At 71.2% G+C, this 19,001-nt stretch carries 16 protein-coding genes; 12 read left to right on the top strand and 4 right to left on the bottom strand.

The window, feature by feature from the left end:
* The first annotated feature begins 58 nt into the window (after positions 1 to 58).
* From AMK26_RS11475 to AMK26_RS11485, 3 genes are read left to right on the top strand one after another with little or no spacing between them, the layout of a single operon-like run.
* Positions 59 to 1,759, top strand: a complete 1,701-nt coding sequence (locus AMK26_RS11475; protein ID WP_073754409.1) for an acyl-CoA mutase large subunit family protein — start codon at positions 59 to 61, stop codon at positions 1,757 to 1,759.
* Positions 1,760 to 1,769: 10 nt separating this feature from the next.
* Positions 1,770 to 2,267: a hypothetical protein gene (locus AMK26_RS11480; protein WP_073754410.1), complete on the top strand. Its 498-nt coding sequence runs from the start codon at positions 1,770 to 1,772 to the stop codon at positions 2,265 to 2,267.
* A complete protein-coding gene (locus AMK26_RS11485; RefSeq protein WP_073754782.1) occupies positions 2,191 to 2,682 on the top strand; it encodes a GNAT family N-acetyltransferase in 492 nt (163 codons plus the stop codon). The genes AMK26_RS11480 and AMK26_RS11485 overlap by 77 nt, the downstream gene beginning before the upstream one ends.
* On the opposite strand, the gene AMK26_RS11490 is transcribed toward AMK26_RS11485, so the two are convergent.
* Positions 2,663 to 4,060 (bottom strand): sensor histidine kinase, encoded by a 1,398-nt coding sequence (locus AMK26_RS11490; RefSeq protein ID WP_073754411.1) that lies wholly within the window; start codon positions 4,058 to 4,060, stop codon positions 2,663 to 2,665. The genes AMK26_RS11485 and AMK26_RS11490 overlap by 20 nt on opposite strands.
* Positions 4,057 to 4,746, bottom strand: coding sequence for a response regulator transcription factor (locus AMK26_RS11495; RefSeq protein WP_073754412.1), 690 nt, complete (start codon positions 4,744 to 4,746; stop codon positions 4,057 to 4,059). Before AMK26_RS11495 ends, AMK26_RS11490 begins: the two co-directional genes overlap by 4 nt.
* A 65-nt stretch (positions 4,747 to 4,811) precedes the next feature.
* On the opposite strand from AMK26_RS11495, the gene AMK26_RS11500 reads away from it, so the two are divergent.
* Positions 4,812 to 5,927 (top strand): UDP-N-acetylglucosamine--N-acetylmuramyl-(pentapeptide) pyrophosphoryl-undecaprenol N-acetylglucosamine transferase, encoded by a 1,116-nt coding sequence (locus tag AMK26_RS11500; protein ID WP_073754413.1) that lies wholly within the window; start codon positions 4,812 to 4,814, stop codon positions 5,925 to 5,927.
* A complete protein-coding gene (locus tag AMK26_RS11505) occupies positions 5,924 to 6,913 on the top strand; it encodes a GDP-mannose 4,6-dehydratase (RefSeq protein WP_073754414.1) in 990 nt (329 codons plus the stop codon). The genes AMK26_RS11500 and AMK26_RS11505 overlap by 4 nt, the downstream gene beginning before the upstream one ends.
* Here the strand turns inward: AMK26_RS11505 and AMK26_RS11510 are convergent.
* Entirely contained in the window at positions 6,904 to 7,533 is a 630-nt protein-coding gene (locus AMK26_RS11510; RefSeq protein WP_073754415.1) for a TetR/AcrR family transcriptional regulator, read from the bottom strand. The genes AMK26_RS11505 and AMK26_RS11510 overlap by 10 nt on opposite strands.
* Before the next feature lie 342 nt (positions 7,534 to 7,875).
* On the opposite strand from AMK26_RS11510, the gene AMK26_RS11515 reads away from it, so the two are divergent.
* The 7 genes from AMK26_RS11515 to AMK26_RS11550 all read left to right on the top strand — a co-directional run bounded on the left by AMK26_RS11515 (position 7,876) and on the right by AMK26_RS11550 (position 17,331).
* Positions 7,876 to 8,847 (top strand): tetratricopeptide repeat protein, encoded by a 972-nt coding sequence (locus AMK26_RS11515; RefSeq protein WP_073754416.1) that lies wholly within the window; start codon positions 7,876 to 7,878, stop codon positions 8,845 to 8,847.
* A gap of 588 nt (positions 8,848 to 9,435) precedes the next feature.
* Positions 9,436 to 10,089: a DUF6230 family protein gene (locus tag AMK26_RS11525; protein WP_073754417.1), complete on the top strand. Its 654-nt coding sequence runs from the start codon at positions 9,436 to 9,438 to the stop codon at positions 10,087 to 10,089.
* Positions 10,090 to 10,195: 106 nt separating this feature from the next.
* Complete coding sequence (locus AMK26_RS11530; protein ID WP_073754418.1) at positions 10,196 to 10,750, top strand: DUF6114 domain-containing protein; 555 nt, start codon at positions 10,196 to 10,198, stop codon at positions 10,748 to 10,750.
* Positions 10,740 to 12,041, top strand: a complete 1,302-nt coding sequence (locus AMK26_RS11535; RefSeq protein WP_073754419.1) for a hypothetical protein — start codon at positions 10,740 to 10,742, stop codon at positions 12,039 to 12,041. The genes AMK26_RS11530 and AMK26_RS11535 overlap by 11 nt, the downstream gene beginning before the upstream one ends.
* Positions 12,042 to 12,314: 273 nt before the next feature.
* Positions 12,315 to 13,220: an FG-GAP-like repeat-containing protein gene (locus AMK26_RS11540; protein ID WP_107420918.1), complete on the top strand. Its 906-nt coding sequence runs from the start codon at positions 12,315 to 12,317 to the stop codon at positions 13,218 to 13,220.
* Between the two features lie 39 nt (positions 13,221 to 13,259).
* Complete coding sequence (locus AMK26_RS36940) at positions 13,260 to 17,096, top strand: hypothetical protein (RefSeq protein WP_073754420.1); 3,837 nt, start codon at positions 13,260 to 13,262, stop codon at positions 17,094 to 17,096.
* 4 nt (positions 17,097 to 17,100) lie between these two features.
* Entirely contained in the window at positions 17,101 to 17,331 is a 231-nt protein-coding gene (locus tag AMK26_RS11550) for a hypothetical protein (protein WP_073754421.1), read from the top strand.
* Positions 17,332 to 17,506: 175 nt separating this feature from the next.
* On the opposite strand, the gene pyk is transcribed toward AMK26_RS11550, so the two are convergent.
* Positions 17,507 to 18,937: a pyruvate kinase gene (gene pyk / locus AMK26_RS11555; protein ID WP_073754422.1), complete on the bottom strand. Its 1,431-nt coding sequence runs from the start codon at positions 18,935 to 18,937 to the stop codon at positions 17,507 to 17,509.
* Between the last annotated feature and the right edge of the window lie 64 nt (positions 18,938 to 19,001).

Genomic DNA, 19,001 nt, shown 5'->3' on the forward strand with positions numbered 1-19,001 from the left:
CACGCGTACGGCCGTCGGCCATCGACATTTACTAGGACGTCCTAGTAAATTCGAAGGTATGGACGCTGACGCCATCGAGGAAGGCCGCCGACGCTGGCAGGCCCGCTACGACGCCGCCCACAAGCGCGACGCCGACTTCACCACGCTCTCCGGCGACCCCGTGGAGCCCGTCTACGGGCCCCGGCCCGGCGACACCTACGACGGCTTCGAGCGGATCGGCTGGCCCGGTGAGTACCCCTTCACCCGGGGCCTGTACCCGACCGGCTACCGCGGCCGCACCTGGACCATCCGCCAGTTCGCCGGCTTCGGCAACGCGGAGCAGACCAACGAGCGCTACAAGATGATCCTCGGCAACGGCGGCGGCGGCCTGTCCGTCGCCTTCGACATGCCGACCCTCATGGGACGCGACTCCGACGACCCCCGCTCGCTCGGCGAGGTCGGGCACTGCGGCGTCGCCATCGACTCCGCCGCCGACATGGAGGTCCTCTTCAAGGACATCCCCCTGGGGGACGTCACCACCTCCATGACCATCTCCGGGCCGGCCGTCCCCGTCTTCTGCATGTACCTCGTCGCCGCCGAACGGCAGGGCGTCGACCCGGGCGTCCTCAACGGCACCCTCCAGACGGACATCTTCAAGGAGTACATCGCCCAGAAGGAGTGGCTCTTCCAGCCCGAGCCCCACCTCCGCCTCATCGGCGACCTGATGGAGCACTGCGCCCGCGACATCCCCGCGTACAAGCCGCTCTCCGTCTCCGGCTACCACATCCGCGAGGCCGGCGCGACGGCCGCGCAGGAGCTGGCGTACACGCTCGCCGACGGCTTCGGGTACGTCGAGCTGGGGCTGTCTCGCGGCCTGGACGTGGACGTCTTCGCGCCCGGCCTGTCCTTCTTCTTCGACGCGCACGTCGACTTCTTCGAGGAGATCGCCAAGTTCCGCGCCGCCCGCCGCATCTGGGCCCGCTGGATGAAGGAGGTGTACGGCGCGAAGACCGACAAGGCGCAGTGGCTGCGGTTCCACACCCAGACCGCCGGCGTCTCGCTCACCGCGCAGCAGCCGTACAACAACGTGGTGCGGACGGCCGTGGAGGCCCTCGCCGCCGTCCTCGGCGGGACGAACTCCCTCCACACCAACGCCCTCGACGAGACCCTCGCCCTGCCGTCCGAGCAGGCCGCCGAGATCGCCCTGCGCACCCAGCAGGTGCTGATGGAGGAGACCGGCGTCGCCAACGTCGCCGACCCGCTGGGCGGTTCCTGGTACGTCGAGCAGCTCACCGACCGCATCGAGGCCGACGCCGACAAGATCTTCGACCGCATAAAGGAACGGGGCCTTCGCGCCCACCCCGACGGGCAGCACCCCATCGGGCCGGTCACCTCCGGCATCCTGCGCGGCATCGAGGACGGCTGGTTCACCGGCGAGATCGCCGAGTCCGCCTTCCGCTACCAGCAGGCCCTGGAGAAGGGCGACAAGCGGGTCGTCGGCGTCAACTGCCACCACGGGTCCGTCACCGGCGACCTGGAGATCCTCCGGGTCAGCCACGAGGTCGAGTGGGAGCAGGTCCGGGTCCTCGGCGAGCGCAAGGCACGCCGCGACGACACGCGCGTGCGGGCCGCGCTGGACGGGATGCTGGCCGCCGCGCGGGACGGCTCCAACATGATCGAGCCGATGCTGGACGCCGTACGGGCGGAGGCCACGCTCGGCGAGATCTGCGACGCCCTGCGGGAGGAGTGGGGCACGTACACGGAGCCGCCGGGCTTCTAGGCTGGGTCGTATGGCAGCCCTCCCCGTACCGGTCCCCGGCGTCGCCGTCCGCTACTGGTACGTGGGGGCCTGCGGGCCGTTCGCGCTGTTCGACGCCGACTTCGAGCCGCCGGGACCGGACGGGGAGAGCGAGTTCCTCAACCTGGTCCCGGCGAAGCTGCTGCCGCCCGAGTACGCGGACGCCCTCTGGGCGGGCGTCCGGGAGGGGCTGGGCGGCACGACCGCCGCCGTCCTCCTCACCCACGGGCGCCACCACGAGCTGGACTCCTCGGAGCGGGCCTTCCGGGACGCCGGGGTGATGGCCGGCCGCGCCGCCCTCGTACGGGCCGGGCTGCTGCCGCCGGAGGAGGGGCCGCCGGAACGGTTCGTACGCGTCGGTCGAAACCCGAATGCGCCTGGGACCGGGGGCGGGGCATGCTGGGCGGATGCAGATCAGCATCAGGGAAGCCACCGCCGCCGACTGGCCCGCCATCTGGCCGTTCTTCCACCAGATCGTCGCCGCCGGTGACACCTTCACCTACCCGCTCGACCTGGGCGAGGAGGAGGGCCGCGGCTGGTGGCTGCTGCCCGCCCCGAACCGTACGGTCGTCGCCGTCGACGACGAGACCGGCGCGGTCCTCGGCACGGCCAAGATGAACAACAACCAGGGCGGCAACGGCGCGCACATCGCCAGCGCCAGCTATATGACCGACCCCGCGCACGGCGGGCGGGGCGTGGGGCGGGCGCTCGTCGAGTACAGCCTGGAGTGGGCGCGGGAGCGTGGCTTCCGGGGCATGCAGTTCAACGCGGTCGTGGAGACGAACGTGCACGCGGTACGGCTGTACGAGCGGCTCGGGTTCCGGATCGTCGGAACGGTGCCGGAGGCCTTCCACCACCCCGAGAAGGGGTACGTGGGGCTGCACGTCATGCACCGTCACCTCTGAAGGCGAGGCGGAACAGGGCCCCGCCGCCCGGGGCGTTCTCGGCGGTCAGCTCCGCGCCGTGCGCGCGGGCGATCTGGCGGGCCATCGCCAGGCCGAGACCCGAACCGGGCAGGGCGCGCGCCGATTCGGCACGGTAGAAGCGGTCGAAGACGTGACGGAGGTCCTCGGGCGCGATACCGGGGCCGTGGTCCCGGACGGTCACCTCCCGTCCGGTCAGCTCCACTTCGACGGGCGCCCCGCCGGGCGGGCTGAACTTGGCCGCGTTGTCGAGGAGGTTGGTGAGCAGCCGGGACAATCGGGCGGGCACGCCCGGCAGGGACAGCGCGCACCCCGCCTCGTCGATCCGGAGCGTGAAGGCCACCTGCGGCCAGTGCGTACGGGCGGTGGCCACCGTGTGCTCCAGCAGCGCCGCCGGGCGCACCTCCTCGACCAGCGGCCGCGGTTCCTCGTCCCGGGCCAGCTCGATCAGGTCGCCCACCAGGCCGGTCACCTCACGCAACTGGCGGCCCAGCGCCGTCGACGCCCGCTCCCGCTGCGCCGGGCTGAGCCGGTCGGCGCGGGCCAGCAGCTCGGCGTTGGTCCGCAGCGCGGTGAGCGGGGTGCGCAGCTCGTGCGAGGCGTCCGCGACCAGCCGGCGCTGCGCGGTCACCGACTGCTCCAGCTCGCCCAGCATGGTGTTGAACGTGGCCGCCAGCCGCGTCACCTCGTCCTCCCGGCCGGGCGGCCCCTCCGGCAGCTCGATCCGGTGCCGGGGGTCGCGGGTCGCGGCGATCCGCTCGGCGGTCGCGGTGAGCCGGGCGACGGGAGCCAGCCCGGTCCGGGACACGCCGTACCCGAGGGCCGCCGCCAGCACCACCCCCGCGCCGCCCACCGCCGCGAGCAGCCCGGCCGCCTGCCGTACGCCCTTCTCCACGGTGTCGGCGCGCAGGGCCACCTGGAGCGCCTCGCCCTTGCCGAAGGGCGTCGTCAGCATGCGTGCCGCGTGCCCGTCGGCCAGCGTGATGTTGCTGTAGTACGCGGCGCGTCGGCCGGCCGCCACCTCCCGCACCGGCGCGGTCACCGGCAGCAGGTACGGCTCGGAGGGGTCGGCCCGCGCCTGTGACGGCACGATCTGGGCGCACGCGGGCGCCGACAGGAACCGGCACTCGCCCGCGAGGACACCGGGCGGCTCGCCCCTGTTCTGCTGAGTCACCCGGGTCGCCGACTGGGTGAGGTTCAGGTCCAGCTGGTGGTACATCGCGTACCGGATGACGAAGAACGCCGCCGTGCACACGCCCACCGCGACGAGCGCCACCGCCGCCGACGCGGCCACCGCCAGCCGCGTACGCAGCGGCCGCCGCCTCCGCCACCGGGCGCCCAGCCGCCGCCGGGCGCTCACGACTCGTCCAGCCGGTAGCCGACGCCGTGCACGGTGTGGACCAGGCGCGGTTCGCCCGCCGCCTCCAGCTTGCGGCGCAGGTAACCGACGTACACCGCGAGGGAGTTGGAGTCGGGCCCGAAGTCCTGGCCCCACACCCGCTCCAGGATCAGCTCTCGAGGCAGCACCTGCCGCGGATGGCGCAGCAGCAGGTCCAGCAGGGCGAACTCGGTACGGCTGAACTCCAGCGGGCGGCCCGCGCGGCTGCCGGTGCGGGTCGCCGGGTCCACCACCAGGTCCGCGAAGGTCAGCTCCGGCTCCGGCCCGTCCGGCACCGGCGCCGTACGCCGCAGCAGCGCCCGCAGCCGCGCGGTCAGCTCGTCCAGCGCGAACGGCTTGACCAGGTAGTCGTCGGCGCCCGCGTCCAGCCCGTCGACCCGCTCGCTCACCGAACCCAGCGCGGTCAGCACGATGACGGGCGTACGGTCGCCGAGCGCGCGCAGCCGCCGGCACACCGCCAGCCCGTCCAGCACCGGCATCATCACGTCCAGCACGATCACGTCCGGCTGCCAGGCGGCCACCGCCGACAGCGCCGCCAGCCCGTCCGCCGCGCCCCGGGCCTCGTACCCCTCCACCGTCAGACCGTCCTCGACGGCCGCCCGTACCTCCGGATCGTCGTCGACCACCAGGACCTTCGCTGTGCTCATACGGGACACCCTGCCAAAACCCGTTCTTAGAACCCTCTTAAGCCGCTCCGGAACCGTCCCGGTCCATGCGCACACCACTCTCCGTCGTGATCGGCGCCGGTGGCACCGGCGGCCACATCTACCCCGGCCTCGCCATCGCCGACGCCCTGCGCCGGGCCGTGCCCGACGCCGTGATCGCCTTCGTCGGCACGACCCGTGGCCTGGAGGGCGAACTGATACCGGCCGCCGGATACCGCCTCCACACCGTCGACATGATCCCCTTCGACCCGGCGCTCGGCGCCAAGCGGTACCTGCTGCCCGCCGCCCTGCTGCGCTCGGCCGCACAGGTGCGGGCCATCCTCCGCGAGCAGCGCGCCCAGGTCGCCGTCGGCATGGGCGGCTACCCGAGCGCGCCCGTCGTCCTGGGGGCCAGGACGGCCGGACTGCCGAGCCTGATCCACGAGTCCAACGCCGTCCCGGGGCGCGCCAACCGGTTCGCCGCCCGCCTCACGCCGCACATCGCCGTCGCGTTCGACACCGGCCACCTCCCGGGCGCCGTCACCACCGGCATGCCCATCGCCGCCCCGCTCGCCGCCCTCGACCGCACCGCGCTGCGCCCCACGGCCCGGCGGGAGCTGGGCGTCCCCGAGGGGAGGCGCCTGGTGCTGTTCAACGGCGGCAGCCTCGGCGCCCGGCGGCTCACCGAGGCCGCGCTCGGGCTCGCCGGCCGGTGGCGGCACCGCACCGACGTCCACCTGCTGGTCAAGACCGGCCCGGCGGCGCTGGACGCCACCCGGCGCGCCCTCGCGGGCAACCCCGTCGCCCGCGCGGTGCCCTACCTGGACCGGATGGACCTGGCGTACGCGGCCGCCGACCTGGTGGTGTGCCGGGCCGGTTCGGCGACCGTCGCCGAACTCGCCACCACCGGCGTACCGGCCGTCCTCGTCCCCTACCCGCACGCCCCCGGCGACCACCAGACGCACAACGCCCGCGTGCTGACCGACGCGGGCGCCGGCCTCCTGCTGCCCGACGCCGAAACGACCCCCGACCGCCTCGCCGCGCTTATCGAGCCGCTCCTCGCCGACCCGGCCCGGCTGGCCGCGATGAGCGGCGCCGCCGCGCCCGGCCCGCACGCCCGCGCCACCGACCTGCTCGCCGAGCGGGTCCTCCACCTCGCCTCGTACGTGAAGGAATACGCATGACCACCGACTGGACCGACCGCACCGTCCTCGTCACCGGCGCCGAAGGTTTCATCGGCTCCACCCTCGTCGACCTGCTCCGTGAACGCGGCGCCCGCGTCCGCGCCTTCGTCCACTACAAGCCGTACGGCGACAAGGGCAACCTCGCCCACCGCATGGACGACGTCGAGCTGATCGCGGGTGACGTCCGCGACCCCGGGCGCGTCATGGACGCCGTCGCCGGCTGCGACACCGTCTTCCACCTGGCCGCGCTGATCGGCATCCCGTACAGCTACGACTCGCCGGGCGCGTACGTCCAGACGAACGTCACCGGCACCGAGAACGTCGCCGAGGCCTGCCGGCGGCACGCCGTGCGGCGCCTGGTCCACACCTCCACCAGCGAGGTGTACGGGACCGCCCGTACCGTCCCGATCGGCGAGGACCACCCGCTCCAGCCGCAGTCGCCGTACTCGGCCTCCAAGATCGGCGCCGACATGATGGCGCTGTCCCACTGGCACGCCTTCGAGCTGCCGGTGACGGTCGTACGCCCCTTCAACACCTACGGGCCGCGCCAGTCCGCCCGTGCCGTCATCCCCACCATCCTCGCCCAACTGCACGCGGGCGCCCGGCAGATCAAGCTCGGCTCCCTCACCCCGACCCGGGACTTCACCTACGTCACGGACACCGCGCGCGGCTTCCTGGCGCTGGCGGAGTGCGACCGGGCTCTGGGCGAGGTGGTCAACCTCGGTACGGGGCGGGAGATCGCGGTCGGGGAGCTGGCGCGCAAGCTGATCGAGGCGTCGGGGCGGGACGGCGTCGAGGTCGTCGTCGACCCGGCGCGGCTGCGCCCGTCGGGCAGCGAGGTGGAGCGGCTGCTGTCGGACAACGGACGGGCGCGGGAGTGGGCGGGCTGGCGGCCGGAGGTGCCGCTGGAGGAGGGCCTGAAGCGTACGTCGGAGTGGATCGCGGACCACCCGCACCTCTTCGCGGCCGGCCGCTATCAGGTCTGAGCGGCGGCTCCCAGGCCCCCCAGCAGCAGGGCGGTGAACCGCTGGACCCACTCGGCGTCGACGGGTTCGGCGCTCACCAGCGCCCGGTGGACCACCGCCCCGGCGATCACGTCGAAGATCAGGTCGTCGGTGCCGGCCGTCGAGGCGGGGTGCGCGGGCAGCTCGCCGCGGGCCTGGGCGCGGCGCCGCCCGGCGAGGACGAGTCGTTTCTGCCGGTCCACGATGGAGGTGCGTATCCGCTCGCGCAGCGGCTCGTCGCGGGTGGACTCGGCGATGACGGCCATCAGTGCCGTCTTGGTCTCGGGCCGCTCCAGCAGGGCGGCGAACTGGAGCACCACGCCTTCGATGTCGGCCATCAGGCTGCCCCGGTCGGGCAGTTCGAGCTCGTCGAAGAGGACGGCGACGGCGTCGACGACCAGTTCGTTCTTGCTCGCCCAGCGCCGGTACAGCGTCGTCTTGGCGACCCCGGCGCGGCCGGCGACGTCCCCCATCGTCAGCTTGGACCAGCCCAGCTCGACCAGGGCCGCCCGGGTCGCCTCCAGTATCGCGGCGTCGGCCTCGGCCGAGCGGGGGCGGCCGCCGGTACGACCGTGGGCGGAAGGGCTGGAGCTGCTGCACATGACGCTCGACCATACCGGCGAGTACGCCCGGTGTTACCGGCCCGTACATGTGAGGCAGTTCACCGGCCCGTCCGGGCCCCCGTCGCCGTGGATCGGGGTTACGCTACGACCCGTAGCGAAAGGCTTTGAGCGGCCAGGAGCGACAACCACTGGCACCAGGGTGGGGACCCGGTGCCGAGAACATCAGCGGGACAGCTGCTGGATCGCGTACGTCCGTACGCCCCGCAGACCGGCGGGGGGCGCGCGGGCGGCCGCGGTCCGGCCATGGCGGTTCGGCGGCCATGGGCCACCGGTTCGGCCATGGCTTACCGGTTACGCGCGCGGAAGGGGGAGGATGTACCCATGCAGCCTAGGAACATGTCCATGAGCGGCGTCGTCGACCTCGCCGCGGTGAAGGCGGCCGGAGAGGCCAAGGCGAAGGCGGAGCAGGCGCGCGCCCAGGCCGCCCGGCAGGGCGGCGGCGGAGCCGTACCCCCGTCGGCCCTGGTGATCGATGTCGACGAGGCGGGGTTCGAGCGCGACATCCTCCAGCGCTCCACCGAGGTCCCGGTCGTCATCGACTTCTGGGCCGAGTGGTGCGAACCGTGCAAGCAGCTCGGCCCGCTGCTGGAGCGGCTGGCCGTCGAGTACAACGGCCGCTTCGTGCTCGCCAAGATCGACGTCGACGCCAACCAGATGCTGATGCAGCAGTTCGGGATCCAGGGGATCCCGGCCGTTTTCGCGGTGGTCGCCGGCCAGGCGCTGCCGCTCTTCCAGGGCGCCGCGCCCGAGGCGCAGATCCGCCAGACCCTGGACCAGCTGATCCAGGTCGGCGAGGAGCGCTTCGGCCTCACCGGCATCGCGGTCGAGCCCGGCGCGGAGGGTCCCGCCGCGGCGGCCCCGGCGCAGCCGGCCGGCCCGTACGACGCGCTGCTGGAGGCGGCGGTGCGGGCGCTGGACGCGAACGACTTCGGCGGCGCGATCCAGGCGTACAAGAACGTCCTGGTCGACGACCCGGGCAATACGGAGGCCAAGCTGGGCCTCGCCCAGGCGGAACTCCTCTCCCGGGTCCAGGGCATGGACCCGCAGACGGTCCGCAAGAACGCCGCGGACAACCCGGCCGACGTCCAGGCCCAGCTCGCCGCCGCCGACCTGGATCTGGTGGGCGGCCACGTGGAGGACGCGTTCGGCCGGCTCGTCGACACGGTGCGCCGTACGGCGGGCGAGGACCGCGACACGGCGCGGGTGCGGCTGCTGGAGCTCTTCGAGGTCATCGGCCCCGACGACCCGCGCGTCACCAAGGCCCGTGCGGCGCTCGCCCGGGTGCTCTTCTGACGCGCTGAATCCTCGTCGGGTCACCGACGATTTGGCGACACAGTGACAAAAGGCGGCCGTGCTTTACCAAAACTTGGTAAACGCGGCCGCTGTTACTTGCAGTAAATCAACACCCTCTTTATGTCCGGCTTTTGCCGTCGAAATCCCGTTCTGTCGAACCGGCCGGTAGCACCCTGTGTGCCCGGGCGACATCACCCCGTCGTGGGGTGGTTATCCACCCGTTACTAGCCAGTAACGAACCCCCTTGTGTCGAAGCCGTGAATGGACCACGATCGGCCACGCTCGGTCCAATCCCGTACCAGCCCGGCAACCAGCCGCGCTCACGGGAGCGGGTCCCCACCGAGCGGGCCGGCGCACTGCCGCCGGCCCCGGACAGGGGGGTTCCTGCCCATCCCGGCAGGGCCTGTCCAAGCAGGGTTGCGCGAAGGCGTGGCCAGTGGTTGTCGCTCGGGGGTGATCGCCGGTGATTCGGACGCTGCTCGCGCCTGATCTACGGGCGCTCTCCTTCCCGAGGACGTAGCACTTCTCCCATCCCAGGACGGGCCCTGGGCCCGATCCGGAGATGTACGTCCGAGAAGGAGGAAATCTATGAAGTCCCAGGTTCGCGGTGGGACCAGATGGAAGCGGTTCGCCGTTGTCATGGTGCCGAGCGTGGCCGCGACGGCCGCGATAGGCATCGGCCTGGCACAGGGAGCGCTGGCGGCGTCGTTCAGCATCTCCGGCCAGGAATTCAAGGTGAGGGCCTCTGAGCTCACCGGTAAGAACTTCGTCCAGTACGGCAGCTACGCCGAGGGCAAGACCCTCAAGGGTGAGAAGTTCGCCGCGCCAGTGGCGGTGTCGGGCTTCAAGTCCGCCACGATCTCCAACATGTGCCAGTCCGTCGTGACGCCGCACGTGCCGCTCATCGGTACGGTCAGCCTGGAGCTGAAGGCCGGTACGGGTGACCGCAAGGTCGAGGCCACGGACATCTACCTGGATGTCTCGGACCTCGAGGCCGACGCCTACTTCGAGAAGATCGACATCGGTGTTGCCGCCGGTTCCCTGCCCAAGAAGAAGGGCGACCCCGGTATCCAGCCGGGTACCGAGGACAAGGCAAGCCCGTTCGGCTTTGCCCAGCGTGCCGAGGACGTCACGCTGACCAACGTGCGCCAGAAGGCGTGGGCGACCACGGCCGGCACCTTCCGGCTGCCTGACCTGGAGCTCAAGCTCCACCGTGGCACCAAGGAGTGCTTCCAGGACTAGCACGTGCCGGACGGGCGGGAACGCGTCTGGCGAGCCTGCCCGTCCGGGCCACCTCTCCCTCCTTCTTTTTCTTTCCAGCACCACCGCTTCCAGGGAGCTGTTTTCCATGAGCGCCGAGTCCACTGGTTCCCGCGGATTCACCTACTGGCGGCTGCGCTTCCGGGCGTGGCGGGGCAACCGGCCTTTCTGGGGCGGGTTGTTCACCATGATCGGCGGTCTGCCGATCGCCTATCTGCCGTACGCCGACCTCCGACTCGGCAACATGACCATCGCCATGGCGACCACGGCCGGTGCCGGTTCGCTGATCATCGGCGTCCTGCTGGTCACGCTGGGCCTGACGATGTGGTTCCACTCCATCGTGCGGGTGTTCGCGGGTGTCGCCGCGATCGTCCTGGCCCTCGTGTCCCTGCCCGTCGCGAACATCGGCGGCTTCCTTATGGGCTTCCTTTTCGCCCTGATCGGCGGCGCCCTTTCCGCCTCCTGGGTGCCTGGTGAGCCGGTGAAGGAGGAGTCGACGGATGAAGCAGGGCTGCCGGAAGGCGACGAAGGGGTCTCCGCGCCTTTCGACGATCGGGCCGACGAACTCTCGGCCGTGACCCCGCAGACCAACGCGACCGACAGCACGATCGACGCCAACGGCGGGAGGAACAGTGCGGGGTGACGACACCCAGCCGACGAGAAAGGGGCCGCGACACGCGGCTCCGAGGAAGTCGCTGCTGACCAAGCTCCAGGCGCCGGCGGGCAAGGCGATAGCCCTGGCCGCGATGCCCACCGCCGTACTCGTCGGCCTCGGTATGACACCCAAGCTCGCCATCGCCGACGAGAAGGACATCCCCTTCGCGCCCGGCCCGTGCGTGACGCGATCGGACGAGCCGTCGGAGTCCGACAAGCCGGAGGAGTCCGAGTCACCGACGCCCACGCCGTCGCAGAGCACGACCGAGACCCCCGGGGCGGACGAGGAGAAGGAGCCGATACCCGGCGCCGGCCCGTCCGTGACGGAGACAGAGACGGAGACGGAGACCACCGAGCCGAAGGCCGGCGAGACGAAGCCTCCCGCCGCCACGAGCCCGGCGCCCTCCACGACTCCGACGCCCACGCCCACCCCCACGCCCACCGAGACCAGGAACCCCCTGGACCCGCTGGGAATCGGTGACGCGATCAAGGACGTCTTCGACGGCCCTGACAAGGACGAGCCGACGGCGACCCCGTCGACCACCGCCCCCACCACGCCGCCGGCGTCCGCCGAGCCCTCGACCGAGCCGTCCACGGAGCCGTCGACCGAGCCCGCACAGAAGCCGGCCGAGAAGGACGGCGAGGTCGACGAGGTCGACGACGTCGTCGACAAGACCAAGGAAGCGATCAAGGACGCCGCCGACGAGGCAGGCGCCGAGGTGGAGGAGCTTCCGGAGGACGTCAAGGGACTCGACCCCAAGAAGGACGAGGACATCCCCGAGGGCGCCAAGCCGCGCTTCCCCTGTCCGACCGCCGACCCGGATGCCCTCGCCGCCGCCGAGCTGGAGCCCGGAATCCCGCTGCTCCCCGACGAACCGTGGAGGCTGGAGAGCACGATGCTCACCCTGCGCGGGCTCGACTACCACGGCATCGTGGAGGTCAAGACCTACGGCGGCAAGGTCAAAAAGGTCCTGAAGTTCACCGCCAGCGAGGTCGACATCAAGGACCTCCACCAGCTCACGGTCCACTCCGAGGGCCACACGGGTCACGTGACGTCCCGCCCGGGGTCCACTTCCACCATCCGCGGCGGCACGGTGACGATGTACACCGAGTCGCTGAAGGGCAACCTCTTCGGCATCATTCCGATCGAGTTCAGCCCCGAGACCCCGCCCCCGCTCAACGTCCCCTTCGCGTTCTTCACTGACGTAAAGGTCACGCAGGCGGGCCAGTTCGGTGGCGACCTCACCGTGCCGGGCCTGAAGAACTTCATCGAGGGCTGACCGAGCAGGCCTTCCGGGAGCCGCACAAAGCGACGGCCTCCCCGCGACCAGGCGGGGAGGCCACCGTAACTTCCCTGTCGGCTGCACTGGTTGATGCATGTGTAGAGGTTTCACGGCTTCCTCATATTCTCTTCACAATCCCGGTTACACGTGCCTAGAGTGAGCGTGTCGCGGTCGCGGACCCGGCGCGCGGGCAGCCGGGGGGCGATCGAAAATCGTGGTCCGTATCCAGGTGTGTTCGCGCACGCGAACACACAGGGACCCCACACACTCATGCTCAGACACCTCAGCCGCTCCCTGCGCGGGGCGGTGATGTGCGCTGTCGGGCTCACGGCAGCAGCCGCACTGGCCTTCGGGACGGCGACAGCCCTGCCGTCCGCCCCCTGGGCGACCGAGAGCACCGCCGCCGCTTCCGGAACGGCCACGGCGGCCACCGGAGCGCCGATGCTCCCGCTGTACGCCCGCACCACGGACGGACGGCTCTTCCTGTACGAACCCAAGGGCACCGGCGGCGTCAAGGCCGCCGTGAGCCTCGGCGGAGGGTACGGCGACGCCACAACGCTCTTCCAGGCGCGCTTCTCCGAAGGCGGGACCGGCCGGGACCTGTTCCTCCAGTTGGACAGGACGCTGTACTACACGGCCGAGCGCGGCACCGACACCAAGATCCACGGCACTGGCTGGCACATCTACAACCTGACCATGTCGCCCGGCAACATGGTGGGGACCGCGGACGAGGACGTGATCGGCCGTGACGCGGCCGGCGCGCTATGGCTGTACCAGGGCCGTTCGACCGCCACCCTCGCCCCCCGGATCCGTATCGGCACCGGCGGCTGGAACGGCATGAACGTCCTGACGGGGAGGGGCGACTACACCGGCGACGGCAAGGCCGACCTGATCGCCCGGTCCACCACCGGCACCCTCTACATCTACCCCGGCACCGGCAACGCCACCGCGGACGCCGTGCTCGGAGCCCGCGTCACGGTGGGCACGGGATGGGACGGATACAAGGCGCTGGTCTCCACCGGGGACAACAGCGGCGACGGCAAGGCGGACCTGATCGCCAGCGACACGGCAGGCGCCCTGTGGCTGTTCAAGGGCACCGGCACGGCGAGCGCGCCCTTCGCGCCCCGGGTTCAGATCGGCACCTCCGGCTGGGCCGCCTTCAACACCCTGTTCTGACCTCCCCCTTTCCCCGCGCACCAGAACGGTGACATCACCATGCGTACGAACGCTCCCCCTCCAAGACGCCACATCTCCGGCCGGTGGACCCGGCTGCTGAGCGCGACGGCCCTCGCGACGGCCCTCGCCGTATCCGTCACAGGAAACCAACTCCCGTCCCTACACGCGCCGGTACAGCTCGCCGCCGACATCGACGAACCGCTCGGTTACGACCTGGACAACGCCGCCCAGGTGCGGGCGGACCAGTGCACCATGAGCCTGATGCTGCGCAAGGGCGGCCAGGAGTTGAAGGCCGTCGCCCGTGGCGGTCTCAACGCCACCGAGGCCGAACTGCGCACGGCCGCGGACCTGGCGTTCTGGAAGGATCCGCCCCCGCCGCTCGACGTCGCCTTCCAGAAGGACAAGGGCTGGGCCAGCGCAAAGCTCGACGAGCTGAACAACCGCTCCGAGGTCTGGGAGGAAGCCCTCAGCCCCACCTTCGGGTCGACGCCGCTGAACCATTCGGTCGACGGTGTCTTCGAATGGGTGGAGGACAAGGACGACCCCTTCGTCAAGGTGGGGCTGTCGAACTGGGTGGCGGAGCGCTTCTGGCACTCCCAGTTCGACCTCTTCGACGAGGACCAGACTCCTCTCGCGAGCAAGGAATCCGTTGACGCGGTCAACGCGATCGGCACCGTCCGCTACTCGCCGGACGGTGGCGAGATCCTCGAGGCCCGCCAGGCCTTCGAGCACCTGACGTGGATGCATCCGATGTACGCGGATGACGCCCGCCTCTTCCTCCAGCACGGCGGCTTCCCCACCAGCGCGCCGGCGCCGGACACCATGGAGTTCCGTCTCGATGTCGAGGCGCTGAAATCGCGGTTCGCGTCGTGCGCGACGGAGAACCCGCAGGACCCGCACAAGGTGATGGGCCCCGCGTTGGTGGTCGCCTCCACCGAGTGGCAGGCCGAACTGACCGGGCAGCGTGCCCAGCGCGACACCATCCTGGGCGCCGAGGCGAACGCCTCCAAGCAGCTGACCGTGGCCGCTCAGGCGCTGGGCGAGGCACTGGGACAGTCGATCATCGCCAGCCGGCTCACCGAATGGCAGGCGTACTGGCTGAAGCAGACCGAAGACCGCCCTGACGAGGTGACCTTCACCACCATCAAGAACAACATCGTGCACGCGCGGGCCCGGGCGCAGGGACGGGTGTTCGTCGCCGCGCGGGCGGCGCAGCTCGCCCAGCTGGAGGCGGCTAAGGCCGAGACGGCCAAGCAGCAGGCGTACGCGATCGCCGACGCGGCCGGCCAGCCGCGCGGCCGGGGCCTGCTGTACGGGCAACAGGCCGTTCAGGTGGCCAAGGCGTCCGCGGCCGCTGCTCAGGCGGTGTTCAAGGCGGCCGAGACCGCGTCGAACGCCACCCGCGCCTCCGCGGCCGACAGCAAGACCCTCATGGCACTCGCCGAGACCCAGGCGCACGCGTCGAAGGCGGAGTTCCGCCGGATCGCCGCTCAGGAGGCCGCCGCTCAGGCGAAGGCCGCCGCCGAGGGCGCCGCGGCACAGGCGGTCAAGGCCGCCGAGAACGCCTCCAAGGCGAAGGCCGCCGAGAACAGGGCCAAGGCGGCCGAGGCCGAGGCGAAGACCGCTGCCGAGGACGCGGACGCCAAACGCAGGACCGCGGAGGCGGAAGCGGCCTACGCCAAGTCGCAGAAGGAACTGGCGGAGGCGGAGCGCACCAAGGCCGCCAACGCCGAGGCGACGGCGCAGTCGCAGCGGCAGATCGCCGCGGAGCAACTGAGCGCCGCCCAGAGTGCCGGTACCACCGCCGCCACGAAGAAGGACGCGGCGCTCAAGGCAGAGGGCGACGCGGTCGCGGCCCGGGACCGGGCACTGGCCGCCGAGAAGAACCGGGACGCGCTCAACGCCAGGGCCGCGGCCCTGGAGGCCAAGGCGGCCGCCGACGAAGGAACGGCGGCGGCGGAAGCCTCACGAGCCGCTGCCAGCGAGGCCCGTACCGCCGCCAACAACGCGACGTCCGCCGCGACATCGGCGCGCACCGCTGCCAACGAGGCCACCACGGCGGCGTCCAACGCCCGCGCGGCGGCGACCCGTGCCGACGCGGCGGCCAAGCGGGCTCAGTCCGCGGCCGACGGAGCCAAGGCGGATGTGGCCATCACCGAGGCGGCGGTGAAGAAGGCGCACGCGGCCGCGGCCGATGCCATCGACGCGGCATGGGCGGCCAAATGGAACGCCGTCACGGCCAAGGCGCTGGCGGAGACGGCGCGGCAGAACGCCGTGAAGGCCAAGGCGGACGCGGCGGTGGCCCGTACGGAGTCCATCGCGGCGGGTGTCGACGCGGTCCGCACGGCCGGGTTCGCGTACGCCACGTCGCAGGCGGCCACGGCCGCCCGTGACTCCGCGGCGCAGGTCATCAAGCCGGCCAATGACGCGATCGAGCTCGGGTCGCCGTACAAGGAGAGCGACTCCTCGGCCGGTCTGGCCGTATTGACCGGGCAGGCCGCCAAGACGCTGGCGGAACAGCAGGCGGCCGTGGCGACGGCCAAGTCCGTCCAGGCGGCGAAGGCGGCCGCCGAGGCGAAGGCCCTGGCCGCACAGGCGAGTGCCGACGCGAAGGTGGCGGCGGAGGCCGCGGCCCAGGCGGCGGAGTACGCGGCGAAGGCGGCGGCGTCCTCGGCGCAGGCGCAGGCATCGGCCAACGCGGCCGAAGCCTCGGCGAAGGCGGCGCAGAAGGCCGAGGCCAACACCGTCGAGTACGACCGGCAGGCCAAGGAAGACGCGGAAGCCGCGCAGAACGCCGCCGATGCCGCGGGCACCCACGCCTCCGCGGCCGACGCGGCGGCGACGGAGGCCGAGCGCGACGCGGCCTCGGCTCGAAACGCGGCCACGGCCGCCGAAGCCGATGCGAGCAGCGCGCGTGGCGTCGCCGACCAGGCGGAGCGCGATGCGACGACCGCCGAGGCCTCTGCCGCCCGAGCACAGGAGGCGGCGACCGAGGCGCAGGCGGCGGCGAGCCGCACCGAGGAGGACAAGCGCGACGAGGCGCAGGTCCAGCAGGCGAGCACGACCGGTATGGCGGGCGCGGCGGAAGTCATGGGCGTGCCCTACGGGGTCTCGACCACGGCCTCGTCGGACGGGTTCTGCACGGGCACCAACGGCTGCGACTACACCGTCGACTACCACGTCACCGGCATGATGCTGTACTTCGTCGTCCTGTGCACCTTCCCGGACGTGCCGCTCGCGGAGTGCATCGGGGACCTGGAGGTCCAGTACGTCGACTCGGCGCCGATCGACATCCGGGAGCAGCGCAAGGTCCACGTCGACGGCTTCGAGCTCACCAAGTCCGTGTTGGAGGGCTTCGCACGGGGGCTCACCCAGGACTTCGTGGACTGCTGGAACGACCTCAAGGTCAGCGCCTGTCTGTGGGCGGCGGCCATCGTCGTACCGGCGGTCATCGGGGTGGCCGCCAAGATCGTCAAGTCCATCCGGGCCGCCGCCGTGGCCGGCTCGGGCATGACGGAGGCCGTGACGGCCGCGGGGCAGGCCGGCATGACGGCCGAGGCGACGGCGGGCGTGACGCGCGCGGCGACGACCGCGGCAGCGGTTGCCCAGGAGCTCGAAGCCGTGAACGCCGTGGCACGCGCCCATGGATACGCCAATGCGGCGGGCCTGGGCAAGGGTGTCCTGTGGGCGAACAAGCTCGACAACCTCAACTACATGAACGCCGCGCACGTGGCCAAGGTCAAGAACGCGGGGTTCACCAGGAGCCAGGTGGAGACCGTGTTCAAGTACTACGACAAGGTCCGCACGGTGACGCCGCAGAACCCCAGCGCGGGTCCTCGCGCGGACCTGATGGCGTACATCCTCAAGAACTGGTAGGCAGATGAAGTTCCGAGTATCGGCGGCAGAGGCGCCGCTCACCGTTCAGTTCGAGCCGTCGGGGATGGAGTACGAGTTGTCCCCCGGGGACCACCTGGACGTCGAGTGGCCGCCGGTCGCGCCCGGTGAGATCGCCGGCGACATCGAGTACGGGCCCGGAATGGTGACCATCGTGGAGCGGGGTCGCGGCTTCAGCCGTGCCTGGAACTCCGCGGGCGAGGAAGTCACCACCTGACCGACCAGGACGGCACGACGAGCGAGGCCCCCGGTGCACGTGCACCGGGGGCCTCCCTTCTCCCACTTCGGGTGCGTCGGGCGGGCGCGCGTTTCCGGCGTCGTCGTCCCCATCGAGGAATGCCGGTGGGCCGCACCCTCCGCGTACGGAAGATGCGGCCCACATGGGTGAACCGTCAGGAGGCGGACTGGCCGCCCAGGTGGTGGACGCGGACCATGTTGGTGGTGCCGGGGACGCCCGGAGGGGAGCCGGCGGTGATGACCATGGTGTCGCCCTCGTTGTAGCGCTGGAGCTTCAGCAGCTCCGCGTCGACGAGGTCGACCATCGCGTCCGTGTTGTCGACGTGGGGGACCACGAAGGACTCGATGCCCCAGCTCAGGGTGAGCTGGTTGCGGGTGGAGACCTCCGTCGTGAAGGCGAGGATCGGCTGCTGGGCGCGGTAGCGGGAGAGGCGGCGGGCGGTGTCGCCGGACTTGGTGAAGGCGATCAGGGCCTTGCCGTCCAGGAAGTCCGCGATCTCGGCGGCCGCGCGGGCGACCGAGCCGCCCTGGGTGCGGGGCTTCTTGCCGGGGACCAGGGGCTGGAGGCCCTTGGAGAGGAGCTCCTCCTCCGCCGCCGTGACGATCTTCGACATCGTTTTGACGGTCTCGATCGGGTAGGCGCCGACCGAGGACTCGGCGGACAGCATGACCGCGTCCGCGCCGTCCAGGATCGCGTTGGCGACGTCGGACGCCTCCGCGCGGGTGGGGCGCGAGTTGGTGATCATGGACTCCATCATCTGGGTCGCCACGATCACGGGCTTGGCGTTGCGGCGGCACAGTTCGATGAGGCGCTTCTGCACCATCGGGACCCGCTCCAGCGGATACTCGACGGCCAGGTCGCCCCGGGCCACCATCACACCGTCGAACGCCATGACGACGTCCTGCATGTTCTCGACGGCCTGCGGCTTCTCCACCTTGGCGATGACCGGCACGCGGCGGCCGACCTCGTCCATCACCTTGTGGACGTCCTTGACGTCGTTGGCGTCGCGTACGAAGGACAGGGCGACCAGGTCGCAGCCCATCCGCAGCGCGAAGCGCAGGTCATCGACGTCCTTCTCGGACAGGGCCGGGACGTTCACGGCGGCACCCGGCAGGTTGATGCCCTTGTGGTCGGAGATGACCCCGCCCTCGACGACGATCGTCTTGACGCGCTGGCCGTCGACCTCGATGACGCGCAGCTCGACGTTGCCGTCGTTGATCAGGATCTGGTCGCCCTTGGAGACGTCTCCGGGCAGGCCCTTGTAGGTGGTACCGCAAATGGACTTGTCACCGGGGACGTCCTCGGTGGTGATGGTGAACTCGTCCCCGCGGACCAGCTCGACCGGCCCCTCGGCGAACGTTTCCAGACGGATCTTGGGGCCCTGGAGGTCGGCGAGGACGCCCACCGCCCGGCCGGTGTCCTCGGCCGCCTGGCGGAGACGGTGGTACCGCTCCTCGTGCTCAGCGTGGGATCCGTGGCTCATGTTGAAGCGGGCCACGTTCATACCGGCCTCGATGAGAGCCTTCAGCTGCTCATACGAGTCGACGGCGGGGCCCAGTGTGCAGACGATTTTGGAACGGCGCATAAGGCGGATCCTATCGGTTTGTTTCACTGCGGAATATTCCGTCTGGTGGAATGTACAAATGGGC

The sequence above is a fragment of the Streptomyces sp. CB03234 genome (assembly GCF_001905885.1).
In the GTDB taxonomy this organism is placed as follows: domain Bacteria; phylum Actinomycetota; class Actinomycetes; order Streptomycetales; family Streptomycetaceae; genus Streptomyces.

Coding starts and splice junctions, on each gene's coding strand:
- AMK26_RS11505 (WP_073754414.1), top strand. CDS start 5,924: ATGACCACCGACTGGACCGACCGCACCGTCCTCGTCACCGGCGCCGAA.
- AMK26_RS36940 (WP_073754420.1), top strand. CDS start 13,260: ATGCGTACGAACGCTCCCCCTCCAAGACGCCACATCTCCGGCCGGTGG.
- AMK26_RS11475 (WP_073754409.1), top strand. CDS start 59: ATGGACGCTGACGCCATCGAGGAAGGCCGCCGACGCTGGCAGGCCCGC.
- AMK26_RS11515 (WP_073754416.1), top strand. CDS start 7,876: ATGCAGCCTAGGAACATGTCCATGAGCGGCGTCGTCGACCTCGCCGCG.
- AMK26_RS11510 (WP_073754415.1), bottom strand. CDS start 7,533: ATGTGCAGCAGCTCCAGCCCTTCCGCCCACGGTCGTACCGGCGGCCGC.
- AMK26_RS11480 (WP_073754410.1), top strand. CDS start 1,770: ATGGCAGCCCTCCCCGTACCGGTCCCCGGCGTCGCCGTCCGCTACTGG.
- AMK26_RS11495 (WP_073754412.1), bottom strand. CDS start 4,746: ATGAGCACAGCGAAGGTCCTGGTGGTCGACGACGATCCGGAGGTACGG.
- pyk (WP_073754422.1), bottom strand. CDS start 18,937: ATGCGCCGTTCCAAAATCGTCTGCACACTGGGCCCCGCCGTCGACTCG.
- AMK26_RS11500 (WP_073754413.1), top strand. CDS start 4,812: ATGCGCACACCACTCTCCGTCGTGATCGGCGCCGGTGGCACCGGCGGC.
- AMK26_RS11540 (WP_107420918.1), top strand. CDS start 12,315: ATGCTCAGACACCTCAGCCGCTCCCTGCGCGGGGCGGTGATGTGCGCT.
- AMK26_RS11525 (WP_073754417.1), top strand. CDS start 9,436: ATGAAGTCCCAGGTTCGCGGTGGGACCAGATGGAAGCGGTTCGCCGTT.
- AMK26_RS11530 (WP_073754418.1), top strand. CDS start 10,196: ATGAGCGCCGAGTCCACTGGTTCCCGCGGATTCACCTACTGGCGGCTG.
- AMK26_RS11550 (WP_073754421.1), top strand. CDS start 17,101: ATGAAGTTCCGAGTATCGGCGGCAGAGGCGCCGCTCACCGTTCAGTTC.